Source organism: Aquimarina rhabdastrellae (assembly GCA_947387485.1).
GTDB lineage: Bacteria > Bacteroidota > Bacteroidia > Flavobacteriales > Flavobacteriaceae > Aquimarina.
The window spans coordinates 33,258-51,973 of sequence record CANDNT010000016.1 but is presented as its reverse complement, the minus strand read 5'-3'; the positions used below and the strand labels follow the sequence as shown (position 1 = coordinate 51,973).

The following is an 18,716-nucleotide window of genomic DNA, read 5'->3' as shown; positions in this document are numbered from 1 at the left end:
TCTTAATCATACATTAATTAAGTTTATAATAGATAGATTCTTCTTCTAATGCTTTTAGTAAATCTGCCGAGATACCGATTTTTTGTGTTCTACTAGGCATATGTAACTTAAGTTTTTCTTTCATTTCATATACTACAAAATTGAGAATATGACTTCCGTCGTGCGTAGATAATGTTTGTTTTAAAAACTCAATTCTAGGATCGTTTAACTCGTTAATATCTAATTGTATGGTTAGTTTTTTTGCATAAGTTTCTAAAACATCATGAAGTAACTGGAAACTGTTAAACTGTATTCTAGGATCACCTTTTTTACCAGTATCTTTATTGGTCCAACCTTCTTTAATGTATGCTTTTGCATAAACAAAAGTGTTGTTTACTAAGAACGGACGATGTTTTAAATATTCTTCACCAAAAATTCTAAATTCATGAGCGGTATTGTAATCTTCTATAATAAAAGTAGCCCATCCTTTACCATTTTTTGAGGTACGATGCTCTACATTAGAAATCACACCACCAAAAGCGAGTTCGCGATTTACATTGTTATGCATGTCTGCAAAATGAGCCAAAGTAGCATTACAGAAATACTTTAATTCATATTTAAAATCATCAAGAGGATGTCCAGATAAATAGATTCCTACAACTTCTTTTTCACGAGCTAATTTTTCCATAGTACCCCATTCTTCGCAAGGAGGAATTATAGGTTCAGGGATTTGAACATCGCTACTTTCTCCAAATAGACTTACTTGAGAAGAGTTTTCGTTTTCTTGAAATTTGGCTCCGTATTTTACTGCTTTTTCAAGAAAAGTTACGCTATCGTTATCTGAGTGAAAATATTGTCCACGATGTGTATCACTAAAAGAATCAAATCCACCAGCCAAGGCTAAACTTTCAAAGGCTTTTTTATTGGCAGCTCTTAAATCGATACGCTTTGCTAAATCAAAGATGGATTTATAATGACCATCTTTTCTGTTTTCAACAATAGTCGCTACGGCACCTGTACCTACACCTTTAATAGCTCCCATACCAAAACGAATCGCCCCATCTTTGTTTACAGAGAATTTACGGAAAGATTCATTAACATCAGGACCTAATACTTCAAGCTTCATACGTTTACATTCTTCCATAAAGAATGTAATTTGCTTGATATCATTCATGTTGTTTGATAATACCGAAGCCATGTATTCTGCTGGATAATGCGCTTTTAAATAAGCTGTTTGATAGGCTACCCAAGCATAACAAGTAGAGTGTGATTTATTGAAGGCATAGGCTGCAAATGCTTCCCAGTCTTTCCATATTTTTTCAAGACGATCTTCGGCATGTCCTTTGGCAGAAGCTTGAGAAATAAACTTAGGCTTCATTTTATCAAGTACGGCCTTTTGCTTTTTACCCATTGCTTTACGAAGTACATCGGCCTCACCTTTTGTAAAATCGGCTAACTTTTGAGATAAAAGCATTACTTGCTCTTGATATACCGTAATACCATAAGTTTCTTGTAAGTATTCTTCACAGGCTTCAAGATCGTATATGATTTCTTCGTTTCCGTGTTTACGATCAATAAAACTAGGTATATATTCTAGTGGCCCAGGACGATATAATGCGTTCATTGCAATAAGATCGGCAAACACAGTAGGCTTTAATTCCTTCATGTATTTCTGCATCCCAGGAGATTCATATTGGAAAACTCCTACCGTTTCACCACGTTGGAAAAGTTCGTATGTCTTAACATCATCAAGTGGGAAATTTTCTGGATCTAATTCAACTCCATGAACAGCTTTAACGATTTTAACGGTGTCCTTAATTAAGGTTAATGTTTTTAACCCCAAGAAATCCATTTTTAGTAATCCAGCACTTTCCACAACAGAGTTATCAAATTGTGTACAGTACATATCAGAATCCTTGGCTAAGGCAACAGGAACGAACTTGGTGATATCATCTGGAGTAATAATAACTCCACAGGCATGAATTCCAGTGTTACGTACAGATCCTTCAAGAATTCGAGCTTGGTTTAGTGTTTCAGCTTCGAGATCAGTACCTTCTGCTATAGCTAAAAGTTCATTAATCTTTTCGATTTCTTCACTTCTAAACTTTTTTCTAAGCGTAGCTTCATCAACACCAAAAATCTTTCCAAGCTTAGACATATTAGGAATCAGCTTAGCGATTCTATCGGCATCACCTAATGGTAAATCCAGTACACGGGCTGTATCTCTAATAGAAGATTTTGCAGCCATAGTACCATAGGTAATAATTTGAGCTACCTGATTTGCACCATATTTATCGATTACATAATCCATTACACGACCACGACCTTCATCATCAAAGTCGATATCAATATCGGGCATACTTACACGATCAGGATTAAGAAAACGCTCAAAAAGTAAATCGTATTTAATAGGATCAAGGTTGGTAATCCACAAGCAATATGCAACGGCAGACCCTGCTGCAGAACCACGACCAGGACCTACAGAAACTCCCATATCTCTAGCAGCTCTTATAAAATCCTCTACAATAAGGAAGTATCCTGGATATCCTGTTTTTTCGATTACTTTAAGTTCGAAATCAAGACGCTCATCAATTTCAGGGGTAATTTCGTCATAACGAATTTTTGCTCCCTCATAAGTTAGGTGTCTTAAGAAGTTATTCTCTCCTCGTTTACCACCATCATCTTTATCTCGTTCATCTTGGAATTCTTCTGGAATATCGAATGCGGGAAGTAATACATCTCTAGCTAAGATAAAAGGTTCTATCTTATCTATAATTTCTTGAATATTTATGATAGCTTCAGGAAGATTTTTGAAAATCTCCTTCATTTCGTCTCCAGACTTAAAATAATATTCTTGATTAGGAAGTCCAAAACGATAACCACGACCACGACCAATAGGCGTAGCTTGTTTTTCTCCATCCTTTACACATAAAAGAATGTCGTGCGCATTGGCATCTTTTTGATCACAATAATAAGTATTATTAGAGGCAATAAGTTTTACATTGTGTTTTTGAGCAAAACTGATTAAAACTTGATTAACGCGATCTTCATCTTCTTGACCATGACGCATAAGTTCGATATACAAGTCATCGCCAAATTCTTCTTTCCACCACAGTAAAGCTTCTTCGGCTTGTTTTTCACCAATATTTAATACTTTACTAGGTACTTCACCATATAAATTTCCTGTAAGTACAAGAATATCTTCTTTATATTGTTTGATTACCTCTTTATCAATACGAGGTACATAATAGAAACCATTAACAAAACCAATAGATGACATTTTTGCTAAGTTGTGATATCCGTTTTTGTTTTTGGCAATTAGAACAACCTGATAACCATTATTTTTTCTGGATTTATCTTTATGATCATCACAAACAAAGAATTCACAACCAATAATAGGCTTAATTTCTTTTTCTAAAGAAGGATATGCTTCTATAGGCTCTTCACCTTCTTGTAATGTGCCTTCTTGAGTTCGATTATATCGATCAAGGAGTTCTTCGTTTCTACTTTTTACACCTTTATTATGTCCAGATATTTCGTTAACAAAATGGAATGCTCCCATCATGTTAGCGTGATCGGTTAGTGCTACAGCAGGCATGTTGTGCTTTATGGCAGCTTTAACAAGGTCTTTTATGCTTATCGTAGATTGTAATACTGAGAACTGTGAATGATTGTGTAAATGAGCAAACTCTGCTGTTTTAAGTTGTTCAAGAACTTCTTCAGAGATGGTAGTGGTTTCGCCTTCATCTTTAGAAAGACGTTTTCTAATCTCATCAGAAGCTTGTTTGAGGTTAATATGTTTTAATCCAATAACCTGAATAGGCATAGGATTAGCTTCATTAAAGCGCTCAAAATAATCTGGAGCAACATCAAGTTGCTCTATGGTATATTGTTGTTTACGAACTAATTCTAAAAAACAACGTGTAGTTGCTTCAACATCGGCAGTTGCATTATGGGCTTCGCCAAATCCAGTACCAAATAAATGCTGATGTAACTCAGTAAGTGTTGGTAATTTAAATTTTCCTCCACGTCCTCCAGGAATTTGACATAATTGAGCAGTAATTTCTGTACAGGTGTCAAGTACTGGAAGTTCTTGTAAATCGTTAGAAACACCTAAACGATGAAACTCACAACCCATAACTTTTACGTCAAAACCAACATTTTGACCTACTATAAATTTAGCTTTAGAAAGTGCAATATTAAACTTTTCTAAAGTGCTTTCGAGCGTAATTCCGTCTTGTGCGGCAAGTTCAGTAGAAATACCGTGAATTTTTTCTGCATCATAAGGAATATTAAAGCCATCGGGTTGAACGAGATAATCTTGATGCTCAATACAGTTACCCATTTCATCGTGTAATTGCCAAGCAATTTGTATACATCTTGGCCAGTTGTCTGTATCCGTAATGGGAGCGTTGAAATCTCGCGGTAATCCCGTAGTTTCGGTATCAAATATTAAATACATAGTTCTCGATACTTTAGCAGTGTAATTTTTCCTTTAGCTCTAAATAGCCTCTAAAGATATGAAGAATAACAGAGCTATCAAGAGAAAAGATTAAGGTGAATAATGGTGATAAAAAATAAAGCACTCATTATAAAATATATGAGTGCCTTATGGGGTATAGAAAATATTGGGGAAAAGTGACTAATATCCTATTTCAAAGTGTCCATTTTTAACATTAACACTAGTTGTTGTAACGTAATTAAAATCGCCTGTAATACATCGATTCTCTTTATCGTGATAAGTGATACTTAAAGTTCCAGATACAGCAGAGGCTCTATCATTATTAACTTCATAAGTTGCACTATAGTTCCCGCTAGTAGAAAGTGGATAATCTCCAGTTTCTATGTTGATAGGGAAAAAAATTGTAATCTCTTCTTCGGGTGTAGTACCTTTAACTAATAAAAAGTTACCTAAATTTTGAGCAATATTGGTATCTGTAGTTAAACTGTGAGAATCAATCATTGCTGTAATAGAACTTAGTTCGCAAGGTCTATTATTATCAGGCTCAGAAGCATTTTCTATTGGTAGTCTATAAAACCATCCTTTTTGAAAGTTTATAGGATCTTCACTACCATTTTTTAAAGCACGAAATCTAAAGTTTCCAGAAATAGTATTATCACTAATATCTGTTACTTCAATAACTCCTTCACCATTAGTACCTGTAGTATAGAAGTTTTGTGAATTATCTAAAAAAGTAGCAATGTTGGTTACAGATGAACCTAGGTTATAACTTCCTGATGCATTAGATTCAATAGTGATATTAATAGCTTCAGAAAGAGAGGATCCTGTAATTGTTAAAGATCCATCAGTATTAAGTATTGCTTTATGTAAGTCTGTTTTAAATAAAGCATCATTTTTTGCTGCTTGCAGTGCCGGAGTGTTAATTTCTGTATCTGTCACACATGAGGTAAATGTGAGCATTAAGAGAAATACAAAAAATAGTCGGTTAATTGATAACATTAAGATTTGGGGTTTTGTTCTTAAATTCAGGGGGTTATGAAAACGGAAGTAAAAGTAAAAAAAACTATAGTAACCACAAATTTTTTACGGTAAAAATGTAAAAAAAACATCGATGAAAGGCGTTTTTGGCAGGTTGAAATACGTTTTTTTGATGTTTTTTGATGATTTTTAGTAGTGTGATGTGAGGTTTTAAAACATGTAAAAAACCAAGGTTTAAGATGTTTTAAAAATAGATAGTGATTATCCTTGATATATAGAAAAATAGCGTATCTTTGCACCCTTAATTATAATCTAGGGTCGCGAACCCTTAAACATTAATTTTTATGCCTGTTAAAATTAGATTACAGAGACACGGTAAAAAAGGAAAGCCTTTTTACTGGGTAGTAGCAGCTGATGCTAGAGCAAAAAGAGATGGTAAATTTCTTGAAAAGTTAGGAACGTACAATCCAAACACTAATCCAGCGACAATCGACTTAAACGTTGATGCATCTGTGAAGTGGTTACAAAATGGAGCGCAACCTACTGACACTGCTAGAAACATTTTATCTTACAAAGGTGTTATGCTTAAAAACCACTTAGCTGGTGGAGTAAGAAAAGGAGCTTTAACTGAAGAGCAAGCGGAAGCAAAATTCCAAGCTTGGTTAGAAGAAAAAGAAGGAAAGATTACTGCTAAGAAAGATGGTTTAGCTCAAGCTAAAGCAGATCAAAAAGCAGCTACGTTAGCCGCTGAAAAAGAAGTTAACGAAAAGCGTGCAGCAGCAGCGGCAGACGCTAAAGCAGCAGCTGAAGCTGAGGCAGCTGGAGAAGCAGCTACAGAAGAAACAACTGACGAGGCAGAAGCTTAATTAATTTTAAAATACTGCGATATGCAAAAGAAAGATTGTTTCTATCTAGGCAAAATCGTAAGTAAATTTAGTTTCAAAGGTGAGGTATTGATTAAATTGGATACCGATGAACCTCAAAGTTATCAAAATTTGGAATCAGTTTTTGTTCAATTGAACAAACAACTGGTTCCTTTTTTTATAGAGAGATGTTCTCTGCATAAAAGTGATCTATTGCGTGTCAAATTTGAAGACATCGATACAGAAGAGGATGCAGATGATATCATGAAAAGTGAACTATATTTACCACTTACATTATTACCTAAGTTAGAAGGAAATAAATTTTATTATCACGAAGTTATCGGTTTTAAAGTAATCGATATTAAGTTTGGAGAAGTAGGAGTTATTAAAGCAATTAATGATAGTTCTTCGCAAACACTATTTGAGATTGATAGAGAAGGAGTCGAAATTTTAATTCCGATGAACGATGATATTATTCTTGAACTTAAAAGAGAAGAACAACAATTTATAGTTGAAGCTCCAGAAGGGTTAATAGAATTATATCTAGAATAATATTAAAAGAATGTCTAATAAGCCGTTTAAATTTAAGCAATTTGAAGTAGCACAAGATAGATGTGCTATGAAAATAGGAACAGATAGTGTTTTATTGGGTAGTTGGATAACTATTCCAGAACAAACATTCTCTATATTGGACGTAGGAGCTGGAACAGGAGTTATTGCATTAATGATGGCTCAAAGAAGTGCTGCAGAAGTTATCGATGCTTTAGAGATTGATACAGATGCTTATGAACAGGCTGTAGAAAACTTTGAAGCATCTCCTTGGGGAGATCGATTATTTTGTTATCATGCTTCTTTTCAAGAGTTTTTTCAAGAGATTGATGATCAATACGATTTAATTATTAGTAATCCACCCTTTTTTCAACCAGCTCAGGTAAGTGAAGAGCAAATGCCTGAGTCTAGGCAAAAGGCTAGATTTTCTGATGCGTTACCTTTTGAACATTTGATGTATGGAGTAGGGCAATTGCTTTCTGAAGAAGGAAAGTTTGCTGTAATCATCCCTAAAACAGAAGAAGAGCATTTAATTGCTATAGGAAAACAAGTAGGTTTATATCCTAATAGAATTACAAGAGTAAAAGGAACACCTCAAACAGAAGAAAAGAGAAGTCTTATCGAGTTTAGTTTTAATGAAACCGAGATCAAAAAGGAAGTATTAATTATAGAAATTGATAGACATCAATATACTCCAGAATACACAGCATTAACGCAGGACTTTTATCTTAAAATGTAATACTATTAATAGTAGAAGTGTTGAATTATAATCCAATTTTTAAGATTAGAATTATCAACTTAAAAAATTGGCTACTCGTTTTGCATTAAGTACATTTGTGAGAAGGTAAATACCTAATAGGGTATTCTTATCGATTTAAGTAATATGTACTTCTTCAAGGATGCGATGGAATACCTTTTCAGTTTTTAAGAATTTTAATAAATACAATACAACATGAAACCAGACTTATTTCAGGCACCAGATTACTATCAATTAGATGATTTACTTAGTGATGAACATAAAATGGTAAGAGATGCAGCACGTGAGTGGGTAAAGAGAGATGTATCTCCTATTATTGAAGAATATGCACAACGTGCAGAGTTCCCTAAACAAATCATAGATGGATTAGCAGGAATAGGTGCATTTGGACCATACATTCCAGAGCAATATGGAGGTGCAGGTTTAGATCAGATAAGTTATGGGTTGATCATGCAAGAAATAGAAAGGGGTGATTCGGGAGTGCGATCTACAGCTTCTGTACAATCTTCGTTAGTGATGTATCCTATCTGGAAATATGGTTCTGAAGAGCAACGTAATAAATATTTACCAAAATTAGCTTCTGGAGAATATTTAGGATGTTTTGGACTTACAGAGCCAGATCATGGATCAAATCCAGGAGGTATGGTGACTAATTTTAAAGACAAAGGAGATCATTACCTGTTAAATGGTGCTAAAATGTGGATTTCTAATGCTCCTTTTGCAGATGTAGCAGTCGTATGGGCTAAGAATGAAGAAGGGCGTATTCATGGTTTAATTGTGGAGCGTGGAATGGAGGGGTTCACAACACCAGAAACACATAATAAGTGGTCTTTAAGAGCATCTGCTACTGGAGAATTGATTTTTGATAATGTAAAAGTACCTAAAGAAAACTTATTACCAGGAAAGAATGGATTAGGAGCACCACTAGGATGTTTAGATTCTGCTAGATATGGAATAGCATGGGGAGCAATAGGAGCAGCAATGGACTGTTATGATACTGCTTTACGCTATGCACAAGAACGTATACAGTTTGATAAGCCTATAGCAGGAACACAATTGCAACAAAAGAAATTAGCAGAAATGATTACCGAAATCACCAAAGCTCAATTATTGACTTGGAGATTGGGAGTTTTGCGTAATGAAGGTAGAGCAACTTCTGCTCAAATATCTATGGCAAAGCGTAACAATGTAGAAATGGCAATTAATATAGCTAGAGAAGCAAGACAAGTATTAGGTGGTATGGGTATTTCTGGAGAATATAGTATTATGCGTCATATGATGAACTTAGAGAGTGTGATTACTTATGAAGGAACACATGATATTCATTTATTGATTACAGGATATGATATAACCGGAATTTCTGCATTTAAATAAGAAATATATTCTGAAATAAAATATAGAAGCATCTTGAAAAACCAAGATGCTTTTTTTGTGTATTACAATGCGTATTATTGATATTATGTAAACTATATTTTTTAGGAAATAACTATTAGTTTTGCGGTATGCGATATGATATTATAATAATAGGAGGAGGAGCTGCAGGTTTTTTTACAGCAATAAACGCAGCTACTAAGAATACGGATCTGAGAATAGCAATTTTAGAAAGAGGAAAAGAAGTGTTGTCTAAAGTAAGAATCTCAGGAGGAGGAAGGTGTAATGTGACGCATGGTGAGTTTATCCCTAACGAATTAGCCAAAAACTACCCTAGAGGAGAACGAGAACTTAAAGGGCCTTTTCATACTTTTATGACAGGAGATACGATGGAGTGGTTTGAACAAAGAGGGGTCGCTTTAAAAATAGAAGAAGATGGTAGAGTATTTCCAGAATCTGATTCTTCTTCTTCAATTATTAATTGTTTTTTAAATGAAGCAAATAAGTTAGGAATCGAAATTCTTACCAATCATAGTGTAAAATCTATTAAGAAAGAAAGTAATGACTGGGAGATTGCTACAAATCAAGATGTTTTTGAAGCCGAAAAGATCATGGTAGCTACAGGAAGTAATCCTAAAATATGGAAATTACTTGAAGATTTAGGACATACTATTGTTGATCCAGTTCCTTCTTTATTTACTTTTAATTGTGATGACAAACGTATAAAAGAGCTACCAGGGGTTGTAGCTAATGCAGCTGTCAAGATTCAAAGTGATAAATTAAAAAGTGAAGGTCCATTATTGATTACCCATTGGGGAATGAGTGGTCCAGCGATATTAAAACTTTCAGCTTGGGGTGCAAGAGCACTAGAGGCAAGACAATATAAATTTGAAATCAAAGTAAACTGGCTTAAGGATTATGCAACAGATGAGGCTGTGGATTTAATAGATGAGCTAAAGTACACACATAAAAAACAACAAATAGGTAAGTATGCACAATTTAATTTGCCTAAGAGATTATGGCGTAGTTTAGTAGAAGCAGCTGAGATTTCGCTTGACGCTAGATGGGCAGATTTACCTAAAAAGAAAATACAGCAATTAGCTGTAGAATTAACGCAGAGTGTTTTTAAGATTGATGGTAAAAGTACGTTTAAAGAAGAGTTTGTTACTGCAGGAGGAGTAAACTTAAAAGAAGTTAACTTTAAAACTTTTGAAAGTAAAAAACAAACCAATCTTTATCTAGCAGGAGAAGTTTTGAATATAGACGCTATTACAGGGGGATTTAACTTTCAAAATGCATGGACTGGAGCATATATAGCATCACAAGCAATGACAACATAAAATGTGTTTATGAAAACGTATGTAGCATTATTAAGAGGTATTAATGTAGGTGGTAAACGGAAAATAAAAATGGAATCTTTAAGAATAATGCTTGAAGATTTAGGGTATCATAATGTACAAACATATATACAAAGTGGTAATATTATTTTTCAATCGAATAAAGAAGCAAGAGCTTTAAGCGCAGCGATTGAGCAAGCTATTTTAGATACATATGAGTTTGAAGTTCCTACAATTGTAATTCCTAAAAATGAATTTGAAGCCATCTTGAAAAATTGTCCTTTTAATAAAGAGGATGAGGGTATTATATTATCAAAAGTTTATTTCTCGCTTTTGAGTAAAGAGGTAACTCAAGAGCAAATAGTGTTATTAGAGCAATTAGCTAGCGGAGAAGAAGACTATAAAATAGGACACAAAGTGATCTATATTTATTGTCCTAATAATTACCATAAAAGTAAAATACATACTAATAGTTTAGAAAGAAAATTAAAGCAAGCAATAACTACTCGTAATCTTAAAACGATGCAAAAATTATTAAGCTTAATACAATGAAAAATTAAAATTGAGAAATAAAAATCATCAAAAGAATTCTGCAAAGTTTACTATCTTAGCGAATGTTAAAAATTAAATTTTATCCCAAATTTTATTATGAAAAAAACTAAACTAACTTTAACCATCTTATTTTTAGTATTTTCATTAGGACAGGGGTTTGCCCAAGGAGATCCTATAAAGAAATTACTAACAGATTATATTAGTGCGATGAACACTATGGGAGATTCTTCTCAAAAAGAAGAAGTACTTCAATTGTTTAATGATCGTTATGTAGGTCATACAGCATATGTGAAATTATCTGGACATATTAGTAGAACTACTTCAAAGAAAAGTGATTTATCAGTGCAATTAGATGATATTCTAGGTGCTAATAACTATAAATTTAAATTAACATTAAAAGAAGTTCTTTATAATAGCTTAAAAGAAAGAGCAGGAACAATTTCTGCGTTAGTAAACTTTGAATCTTCTATAGAAGGAAAAGTAGCAGAAAAAGGAACAATTTTAATGAACCTTGTAGGATCTATGATTGATGGAAGATGGCAAATTATCCAGAACAATACAGTAAGAGTTTCTGAAGCTAAAGATGTAGGAAGATGTGTATGTTATGTATATGCAAAAGGAGCTACAAAATACGTTACAGAAGTATATTTCCCTGCTGGAGTAGAATACGGACAAGAATTTGAAGCTTTCAGAGTAACAACTAGAGATGGTAAAAGAATTATCAAATCTGATAATAATGAATTTGATTGGGATAAAGACTCTGGAGAATTAAAGTACAAAGGTATTATTGTAGGAACAACACAAGATTCTAGAGAAGCTGTAGAAATGGCTTTAAAAGATTTATATAAAGAATCATGTTTAGAAATCTTATTTAACTAAGCGTTAAAGATTTTAATACAGAAAAAGCTCCTCATTTTATTAAAATGAGAAGCTTTTTTTTATAGTAATTATTTTAAGAAACCTTTCCAGGAGATTTCAACAGCTTGATTAATATGCCTTTCTAATACTTTTGAATTGTTTGCATTATACAGTTTGACCATAGTTACAACACTACCAAAAAAAAGTTCTTCCATTAAAGAAACAGTATAAGGTTTAAAGATTTTTTCTTTAATAGCTTCTCTAAAAAAGTTATCAATGTCAAGAATATATTTTTTTGCTTCATCTTTTAAATCTTGAGGAATATCACAAGATTTAGCGATTTGCTCATAAAAAACAAAAGCCAAAGGATTATTAATAAAATAATAAAACATATTTTTCCACATGATAGGAAACTGTTTCTTGATATTAGCCTGCGGAGTGTTTTTCATAATAACAGTTCCAAAATCTTGAGCCAACATAAGATAAAGTTCAGCGATAATCTCATCTTTATTTTTAAAATGATGATAGACGGTTCCATTTGCCACCCCGGATTCTTTGATGATTTGTGATAGTGATGTGGCAGCTACCCCTTGAGCTGTAACTAACTCAAGTGTAGTTTGTAATACAATAGATTTTTTACTCATAAATGAATATGTCGTAAGTTCTTAATTTAGTTGTTTTCCCTATTAGTTTTTAATTAAGTAACCATATTTGGTAACTTAAAATTGTAGCAAAGGTTATAAATATAATATGTGGGGTAAGTAAAAAAGCAGCGGTGTTATTTACTATTTTAAACCATTTGAAGGTAAAGAACAATAAAAAAAGCAGAGCTACAATATTTAATAATGCAATTAAAGGAGTGTGTAAACCAAATAAAAATATAGACCAAGCTGTTTGAAGTATCAATTGAAATCCAAAATGATATAAAGCCACTTTTACCCATTTATGATAAAAACCATGACTCCACACAATACCTGCCGCAATACCAGTAATTCCATGCATTAAAACCCATAACATCATTAAGATATTATATGATGGAGAATATACTGGAGTATTGATAGAGGTATACCATATCTCGGCAGAATTTTGAGAAGCTATAACGCTCAAAAAACCTATGAAAATAGAGCATACCACCGCAATACTAATACGTTGGATTTTTGTCTTCATTTAAGCTTGTTAGTCACATACTAAAATAGCAATTTATTTAATTAGTTAAACAATCTAATTCGATGTATCTTTACCCAAATTAATATTATATTATGAATCTTTCTGAATCATTTGTCTCAAAATTGGAAAGTAACTTACCAACATCGGGAAATATTACGTGCAAATCCCCAAGTAATATAGCATTAGTAAAGTATTGGGGAAAGAGACCTGTACAACTTCCAGAGAATCCATCGATAAGTTTTACATTAGATGAATGTCATACGATAACGAGTTTAACATATCAAAAGCGAGAAACAAAAGCAACCGAATTTAGTTTTGAGTTTTATTTTGAAGGAGAACGTAAAGAAAGCTTTCGACCAAAGATTCAAAAATTCTTTGAACGTATAGAAAAATATGTACCGTTTATACGATATTATGATTTTGTAATAGATTCTAGAAATACCTTTCCTCATAGTAGTGGTATCGCCTCATCTGCAAGTGGAATGAGTGCACTGGCATATGTAGTAATGAAATTAGAAAAGGAAATTAACCCAGAACTGACGAAAGAAGATATGCTTAAGAAGGCTTCATTCTTAGCAAGATTAGGATCAGGAAGTGCTTGTAGAAGTCTTGAAGGCCCAATAACAGTATGGGGTAAACATGAAGCTATTGAGATAAGTTCAGACGATTATGCAGTTTCTTATCCCTTTGAAGTACATGATAATTTTAAAAATTATTGTGATACCATTTTATTGGTTGATAAAGGAGAAAAGCAAGTGAGTAGTACGGTAGGACATGACTTAATGCATGGACATCCTTTTGCACAACGTAGATTTGAACAAGCATCAGAAAATATAAGCCGTTTAATAACTATTTTTAAGTCAGGTGATTTAAATGCCTTTATCGAGGTAGTAGAAAGTGAAGCGTTAACATTGCATGCAATGATGATGACTTCATTACCATATTTTATATTAATGAAACCTAATACGCTTTCGATTATTCAGAAAATTTGGGAATATAGAAAAGAAACGGATTCAAAAATCTGTTTTACACTTGATGCAGGAGCAAACGTACATGTATTATATCCTGAAACGGAAAAAGAACAAGTAATAGAATTCATTAAAAGCGAGTTAGTTGGATATTGTCAGAAAGGACAGTATATTTGTGATAAAGTAGGATTAGGAGCACAGTTGGTGTAATGTGCTTATTGGGAAACAAAAACAACTATTATGAAAGGACCTCTTTTCTATTCTAAAATATTATTATTTGGAGAATACGGAATCATTAAAGATTCAAAAGGACTATCAATACCTTATAACTTTTTTAAAGGAGCATTAAAGGTATCTGAAGAACCTAATGAGGAAGCCTTGGCCTCTAATAAAAGTTTAAAAGCTTTTGCTACATACCTTACTGAAATAGAAGATAAAAATGTTGTTAAGTTTGATCTTGAAGCAATGCAGGCAGATATAGCAGCAGGAATGTACTTTGATAGTAGTATACCACAAGGGTATGGCGTAGGAAGTAGTGGTGCATTAGTTGCCGCTATCTATGATAAATATGCAGAAGATAAAATAACAGTATTAGAGAACCTTACTAGAGAGAAACTATTGAGATTAAAAGAGATTTTTGGTCTTATGGAATCTTTTTTCCATGGAAATAGTTCTGGTTTAGACCCATTAAACAGTTATCTTAGTTTACCAATATTAATTAATTCAAAAGATAATATAGAGCCTACAGGAATACCTTCTCAAAGTACAGAAAAAAATAAAGGAGCTGTATTTTTATTAGATAGTGGAATTATAGGTGAAACTGCACCTATGGTAAGTATATTTATGGAGAAAATGAAGCAAGAGGGATTCCGTAATATGCTTAAAAATCAATTTGTCAAGCATACAGATGCCTGTGTAGAAGATTTCTTAAAAGGGGATATTAAATCATTATTCTCAAATATTAAGCAATTATCTCATGTGGTATTAGATAACTTCAAGCCAATGATTCCTCAGCAATTTCATACACTTTGGAAAAAAGGAATCGAAACAAATGAGTACTATTTAAAACTTTGTGGATCTGGTGGTGGTGGATACATTTTAGGATTTACACAAGATTTTGAAAAAGCAAAAAAAGCCTTAAAAGATTACCCATTAGAGGTTGTATATAATTTCTAAGGAAAACAGTATAACCATATGCTTAGCAGAAAGAACAAGCTTTTTTTTATCAAGTTATTGAGCTTGTTTTCTGTAGTTAGAGGATATAATATCTGGATTATTGTTTTTGCACAATATCTAACTTCTATATTTATATTAGCACCAAAGCTTAGTATAAGAGAAGTAATCTTTGATATAGACTTATTTGTTATCATTTTTGCCTCTTCGATTGTTATTGCAGCAGGATATATTATTAATAGTTTTTATGATAGTGAAAAAGACTTGATTAATCGTCCGCAAAAAACCATGTTGGATCGCTTAGTTAGTCAGCAAACAAAACTTACAGGGTATTTTGTACTTAATTTTATAGCAGTAATATTTGCAAGCTATGTATCGTTTAAAGCAGTAGTCTTTTTTTCATTATACATATTTGCTATATGGTTTTATTCTCATAAGCTTAAAAAAATACCATTTATAGCCAATGTAACTGCAGCATCGTTAGCAATTGCTCCATTTTTTGCCATTTTTGTGTACTACAAAAACTTTGAAAAAGTCATTTTTGTTCATGCAATTTTTTTATTCTTGATATTGACCATGAGAGAAATGGTCAAAGATTTAGAAAATATAAAAGGTGATATGGCAAATAATTATAAAACTATACCAGTGGTATATGGAGAGCAAATGTCAAAACGTCTTTTGATTGCGTTAATTTTAATAACTATTGTTCCGCTATATCTATTACTATATCGCTATGAAATAGGTTATATGAAGTTCTATTTTTATATAATGCCATTATTTCTTACTGTATTTGCAATTATCATTTATCAAACAAGAAAGCATATTCATTACCTATGGTTACATAACATACTTAAGTTAATCATAGTAGCAGGTGTGTTTAGTATTATACTTATTGATATAGAACGTATTATTTTAAAAATACTAGATGCTATTTAAAAAAATAAAGCAACTGAAAAACAGCTGCTTTATAAATGAATTCTCAACGCTTTAGATATATAGTTAATTTGTTATAAGTAATCTATAATTGTAATTAGTAGACTTATTGTAATAATGATTAAGAGAATGGATTTAATATTTTAAGTCTTAGCTTAAAAACTTTACCATTCTTATTAATACGAGAATCAACTTTTTGATAGTTTAATTTTGATTTTACAAATGATTCAACAGATGTGCTATCAGAGTCTACTGTTAATACAACAATTTCTCCTTTATTATTTAAAGTAAATTCAACCGTTGCATTGATAGCTTCGTTGTCTATTTCTATTCTAGGATTCTTAAGTAAAGTAGAAATTTCATTTCTTAATTTTTGAACAGGTGTTTCAACAGGATTGTTGTTACCGTACATAGCTGTACCGATTACAAATGCAAGAATAAATACTTTTAACGTTTTCATTTTTTAAAATTTTGATCTTTTTTAGATAAATTGTTTGTTTTGTTTTACGCTGTAAAGATACTATAGGGATAACGTTGAGTGTCATTTATAAAGTTATGATAATGAGTTACTATAGTTATGCTTAGATTAATTTATAGCATAGATAACTTTGACTAAACTTTAAGATATTCTTTTTGATATACCATGTATATTTACGAATAATTCAATACCATAAAAACAAGAATTGCGAATCTTTTAATAATAGGCATTAAAAAATATAGTTTATCAAATTTAAAGCTATTGATAGTGTTACTATAAGATTAAGAGATGATGTTTATGTATTGAAAAACAGTGTGTTAATATATTGCTTTTTAAAGAAAAATGAATTCGAAATTAAAAATTGCGCTAGCCCAAATTGCTCCAGTTTGGTTAAATAAAAAGGAAACATTAGAGAAAATCAAAAAGAATATAAAGGAAGCAGCCAAAGAAGAGGTTGAGCTTATCGTTTTTGGAGAATCATTATTGCCAGGATATCCTTTTTGGGTAGAACTTACTAATGGAGCAAAATTCAATAGTGATGTTCAAAAAGAAATACATGCACATTATGCACAAAATGCTGTGATAATTGAGCAAGGTGACTTAGACGAAATCTGTAAACTGGCAAAAGAACATCATATTGCTATTTATTTAGGTATCATAGAAAGACCTACAGATAGAGGTGGACATAGTTTATATGCATCATTAGTATATATAAATGAAGAAGGAGAGATACAATCGGTACATCGCAAACTTCAACCTACCTACGAAGAACGTCTAACTTGGTCTCCAGGAGATGGAAACGGATTGCAAACGCATGCACTTAAATCTTTTACTGTAGGAGGACTTAATTGTTGGGAAAATTGGATGCCATTACCTCGAACAGCGTTGTATGCTCAAGGCGAAAATTTGCACATAGCTGTATGGCCTGGAAATGATTTTAATACAAAAGACATCACGCGATTTATTGCTAGAGAATCAAGATCGTATGTAATTTCAGTCTCTAGTTTAATGAGAGTAGAAGATTTCCCAGAAAATACACCGCATTTAGATAAAATATTAGCAAAAGCACCAGCTGTTTTAGGTAATGGAGGATCATGTATTGCTGGGCCAGATGGAGAATGGGAAATAGAACCTGTATTATATAAAGAAGGATTGATTATTCATACTATTGATTATAATAGAGTATTACAAGAACGACAAAATTTTGATCCAGTAGGACATTATTCTCGTCCAGATGTGACGCAATTGACTGTGAATAGAGAGCGACAAACTACAGTAAAATTTAATTAATATATAGATGTCATACTTTAATGATATAGAAAAAATTAAACCATATATACACCAAACACCTGTACTTACGTCTACTTTGTTAAACGAGATAGCTGGATGTGAACTGTATTTTAAATGCGAAAATTTCCAGAAAATGGGAGCTTTTAAAATGCGAGGTGCTACATATGCAATTTTAAATTTATCAGAGGAGCAAAGAGCAAAAGGAGTTGTGACACATTCTTCGGGTAATTTTGCTCAAGCAGTATCCTTAGCAGCAAAGAGTTTAGGAGTTAAAGCATATATTGTTATGCCTACTAGTGCACCTCAGGTAAAAAAAGAAGCTGTAATAGGATACGGAGGAGAATTAATTGAGTGCGAACCTACTTTACAAGCTAGAGAAAGAACTGCTTCAAAAATAGCACAAGAAAAAGGAGCTACATTTTTGCATCCATCAGATAATCTAGATGTAATTATAGGTCAAGGTACAGCAGCTGTAGAATTATTACAAGAATATACCGATTTGGATACTATAGTAACACCAGTAGGTGGTGGTGGATTAATAGCAGGAACAGTACTGGCAGCAAATGCGTTTAGTGAAAAATGTGAAGTAATAGGAGGAGAACCTTTTGCTGTAGATGATGCATATAGATCATTATTAAGTGGTAAGATAGAAACCAATACTACAATACGTACTATTGCAGATGGTTTAAAAACGCAATTAGGAGAAATTAATTTTCCGATTATAAAAAAACATATAAAAACTATTATTAGAGTAGAAGAAGATGAAATAGTAGCTGCTATGAAATTAATATGGGAGCGACTTAAAATAGTTATAGAACCATCTAGTGCAGTAGCTTTTGCTGCGGTTTTAAAAGATAAAACGCGATTTAAAAATAAAAAAGTAGGAGTTATTTTTTCTGGAGGAAATGTAGATTTAAGCAGATTACCGTTTTAAAAGAATAAACAAAAAAGCAGATTGTATTAATATCAATTGGAAACAACTATCTTTGCAAAAAAATAAT

The 18,716-nt window shown here is 32.4% G+C and carries 17 protein-coding genes; 12 read left to right on the top strand and 5 right to left on the bottom strand.

Annotated elements, in window-relative coordinates; all coding sequences use genetic code 11:
* Positions 1-13: 13 nt before the first annotated feature.
* Together dnaE and ACYEKI_RS17850 are read right to left on the bottom strand one after the other, a co-directional pair.
* Positions 14-4,441 (bottom strand): DNA polymerase III subunit alpha, encoded by a 4,428-nt coding sequence (gene dnaE, locus ACYEKI_RS17855; protein ID WP_459212575.1) that lies wholly within the window; start codon positions 4,439-4,441, stop codon positions 14-16.
* 180 nt (positions 4,442-4,621) lie between these two features.
* Positions 4,622-5,401, bottom strand: coding sequence for a DUF6252 domain-containing protein (locus tag ACYEKI_RS17850; RefSeq protein WP_459212574.1), 780 nt, complete (start codon positions 5,399-5,401; stop codon positions 4,622-4,624).
* 362 nt (positions 5,402-5,763) lie between these two features.
* Here ACYEKI_RS17850 and ACYEKI_RS17845 point away from each other — a divergent pair, with 362 nt between their 5' ends.
* The 7 genes from ACYEKI_RS17845 (at position 5,764) to ACYEKI_RS17815 (ending at position 11,727) form a co-directional block, all read left to right on the top strand.
* Complete coding sequence (locus tag ACYEKI_RS17845) at positions 5,764-6,285, top strand: 30S ribosomal protein S16 (protein ID WP_459212573.1); 522 nt, start codon at positions 5,764-5,766, stop codon at positions 6,283-6,285.
* Between the two features lie 21 nt (positions 6,286-6,306).
* Positions 6,307-6,834 (top strand): ribosome maturation factor RimM, encoded by a 528-nt coding sequence (gene rimM / locus ACYEKI_RS17840; RefSeq protein ID WP_459212572.1) that lies wholly within the window; start codon positions 6,307-6,309, stop codon positions 6,832-6,834.
* 10 nt (positions 6,835-6,844) lie between these two features.
* A complete protein-coding gene (locus tag ACYEKI_RS17835) occupies positions 6,845-7,570 on the top strand; it encodes a tRNA1(Val) (adenine(37)-N6)-methyltransferase (protein WP_459212571.1) in 726 nt (241 codons plus the stop codon).
* Between the two features lie 213 nt (positions 7,571-7,783).
* A complete protein-coding gene (locus ACYEKI_RS17830) occupies positions 7,784-8,962 on the top strand; it encodes an acyl-CoA dehydrogenase family protein (RefSeq protein WP_459212570.1) in 1,179 nt (392 codons plus the stop codon).
* A 128-nt stretch (positions 8,963-9,090) separates the two neighbouring features.
* Entirely contained in the window at positions 9,091-10,299 is a 1,209-nt protein-coding gene (locus ACYEKI_RS17825) for a BaiN/RdsA family NAD(P)/FAD-dependent oxidoreductase (protein ID WP_459212569.1), read from the top strand.
* A 9-nt stretch (positions 10,300-10,308) separates the two neighbouring features.
* On the top strand, positions 10,309-10,848 hold the full coding sequence (locus ACYEKI_RS17820; protein ID WP_459212568.1) for a DUF1697 domain-containing protein: 540 nt from the start codon (positions 10,309-10,311) through the stop codon (positions 10,846-10,848).
* A gap of 96 nt (positions 10,849-10,944) precedes the next feature.
* Positions 10,945-11,727 (top strand): hypothetical protein, encoded by a 783-nt coding sequence (locus ACYEKI_RS17815; protein WP_459212567.1) that lies wholly within the window; start codon positions 10,945-10,947, stop codon positions 11,725-11,727.
* A 68-nt stretch (positions 11,728-11,795) separates the two neighbouring features.
* Here the strand turns inward: ACYEKI_RS17815 and ACYEKI_RS17810 are convergent, their stop codons facing one another.
* Entirely contained in the window at positions 11,796-12,350 is a 555-nt protein-coding gene (locus ACYEKI_RS17810) for a TetR/AcrR family transcriptional regulator (RefSeq protein WP_459212566.1), read from the bottom strand.
* Between the two features lie 49 nt (positions 12,351-12,399).
* Entirely contained in the window at positions 12,400-12,873 is a 474-nt protein-coding gene (locus ACYEKI_RS17805) for a TspO/MBR family protein (protein WP_459212565.1), read from the bottom strand.
* 92 nt (positions 12,874-12,965) lie between these two features.
* Between ACYEKI_RS17805 and ACYEKI_RS17800 the strand changes: the two genes are divergently transcribed.
* The 3 genes from ACYEKI_RS17800 to ACYEKI_RS17790 are packed head-to-tail and all read left to right on the top strand — an operon-like array spanning position 12,966 to position 15,950.
* A complete protein-coding gene (locus ACYEKI_RS17800) occupies positions 12,966-14,051 on the top strand; it encodes a diphosphomevalonate decarboxylase (protein WP_459212564.1) in 1,086 nt (361 codons plus the stop codon).
* Positions 14,052-14,081: 30 nt separating this feature from the next.
* Positions 14,082-15,017, top strand: a complete 936-nt coding sequence (locus tag ACYEKI_RS17795; RefSeq protein WP_459212563.1) for a mevalonate kinase family protein — start codon at positions 14,082-14,084, stop codon at positions 15,015-15,017.
* An 18-nt stretch (positions 15,018-15,035) separates the two neighbouring features.
* The gene (locus ACYEKI_RS17790; RefSeq protein WP_459212562.1) at positions 15,036-15,950 is read left to right on the top strand and encodes a geranylgeranylglycerol-phosphate geranylgeranyltransferase; all 915 of its coding nucleotides are present in this window, start codon (positions 15,036-15,038) and stop codon (positions 15,948-15,950) included.
* Between the two features lie 118 nt (positions 15,951-16,068).
* Here the strand turns inward: ACYEKI_RS17790 and ACYEKI_RS17785 are convergent, their stop codons facing one another.
* Positions 16,069-16,407: a hypothetical protein gene (locus ACYEKI_RS17785; RefSeq protein ID WP_459212561.1), complete on the bottom strand. Its 339-nt coding sequence runs from the start codon at positions 16,405-16,407 to the stop codon at positions 16,069-16,071.
* 360 nt (positions 16,408-16,767) lie between these two features.
* On the opposite strand from ACYEKI_RS17785, the gene ACYEKI_RS17780 reads away from it, so the two are divergent.
* Together ACYEKI_RS17780 and ACYEKI_RS17775 are read left to right on the top strand one after the other, a co-directional pair.
* Positions 16,768-17,715 (top strand): carbon-nitrogen hydrolase family protein, encoded by a 948-nt coding sequence (locus ACYEKI_RS17780; protein WP_459212560.1) that lies wholly within the window; start codon positions 16,768-16,770, stop codon positions 17,713-17,715.
* A 7-nt stretch (positions 17,716-17,722) separates the two neighbouring features.
* A complete protein-coding gene (locus ACYEKI_RS17775; RefSeq protein ID WP_459212559.1) occupies positions 17,723-18,649 on the top strand; it encodes a threonine ammonia-lyase in 927 nt (308 codons plus the stop codon).
* Positions 18,650-18,716 lie beyond the last annotated feature (67 nt).

Excerpts from the sequence above, each read along its gene's own strand:
- dnaE (WP_459212575.1), bottom strand. The coding sequence starts at position 4,441 with ATGTATTTAATATTTGATACCGAAACTACGGGATTACCGCGAGATTTC.
- ACYEKI_RS17850 (WP_459212574.1), bottom strand. The coding sequence starts at position 5,401 with ATGCTCACATTTACCTCATGTGTGACAGATACAGAAATTAACACTCCG.
- ACYEKI_RS17845 (WP_459212573.1), top strand. The coding sequence starts at position 5,764 with ATGCCTGTTAAAATTAGATTACAGAGACACGGTAAAAAAGGAAAGCCT.
- rimM (WP_459212572.1), top strand. The coding sequence starts at position 6,307 with ATGCAAAAGAAAGATTGTTTCTATCTAGGCAAAATCGTAAGTAAATTT.
- ACYEKI_RS17835 (WP_459212571.1), top strand. The coding sequence starts at position 6,845 with ATGTCTAATAAGCCGTTTAAATTTAAGCAATTTGAAGTAGCACAAGAT.
- ACYEKI_RS17830 (WP_459212570.1), top strand. The coding sequence starts at position 7,784 with ATGAAACCAGACTTATTTCAGGCACCAGATTACTATCAATTAGATGAT.
- ACYEKI_RS17825 (WP_459212569.1), top strand. The coding sequence starts at position 9,091 with ATGCGATATGATATTATAATAATAGGAGGAGGAGCTGCAGGTTTTTTT.
- ACYEKI_RS17820 (WP_459212568.1), top strand. The coding sequence starts at position 10,309 with ATGAAAACGTATGTAGCATTATTAAGAGGTATTAATGTAGGTGGTAAA.
- ACYEKI_RS17815 (WP_459212567.1), top strand. The coding sequence starts at position 10,945 with ATGAAAAAAACTAAACTAACTTTAACCATCTTATTTTTAGTATTTTCA.
- ACYEKI_RS17810 (WP_459212566.1), bottom strand. The coding sequence starts at position 12,350 with ATGAGTAAAAAATCTATTGTATTACAAACTACACTTGAGTTAGTTACA.
- ACYEKI_RS17805 (WP_459212565.1), bottom strand. The coding sequence starts at position 12,873 with ATGAAGACAAAAATCCAACGTATTAGTATTGCGGTGGTATGCTCTATT.
- ACYEKI_RS17800 (WP_459212564.1), top strand. The coding sequence starts at position 12,966 with ATGAATCTTTCTGAATCATTTGTCTCAAAATTGGAAAGTAACTTACCA.
- ACYEKI_RS17795 (WP_459212563.1), top strand. The coding sequence starts at position 14,082 with ATGAAAGGACCTCTTTTCTATTCTAAAATATTATTATTTGGAGAATAC.
- ACYEKI_RS17790 (WP_459212562.1), top strand. The coding sequence starts at position 15,036 with ATGCTTAGCAGAAAGAACAAGCTTTTTTTTATCAAGTTATTGAGCTTG.
- ACYEKI_RS17785 (WP_459212561.1), bottom strand. The coding sequence starts at position 16,407 with ATGAAAACGTTAAAAGTATTTATTCTTGCATTTGTAATCGGTACAGCT.
- ACYEKI_RS17780 (WP_459212560.1), top strand. The coding sequence starts at position 16,768 with ATGAATTCGAAATTAAAAATTGCGCTAGCCCAAATTGCTCCAGTTTGG.
- ACYEKI_RS17775 (WP_459212559.1), top strand. The coding sequence starts at position 17,723 with ATGTCATACTTTAATGATATAGAAAAAATTAAACCATATATACACCAA.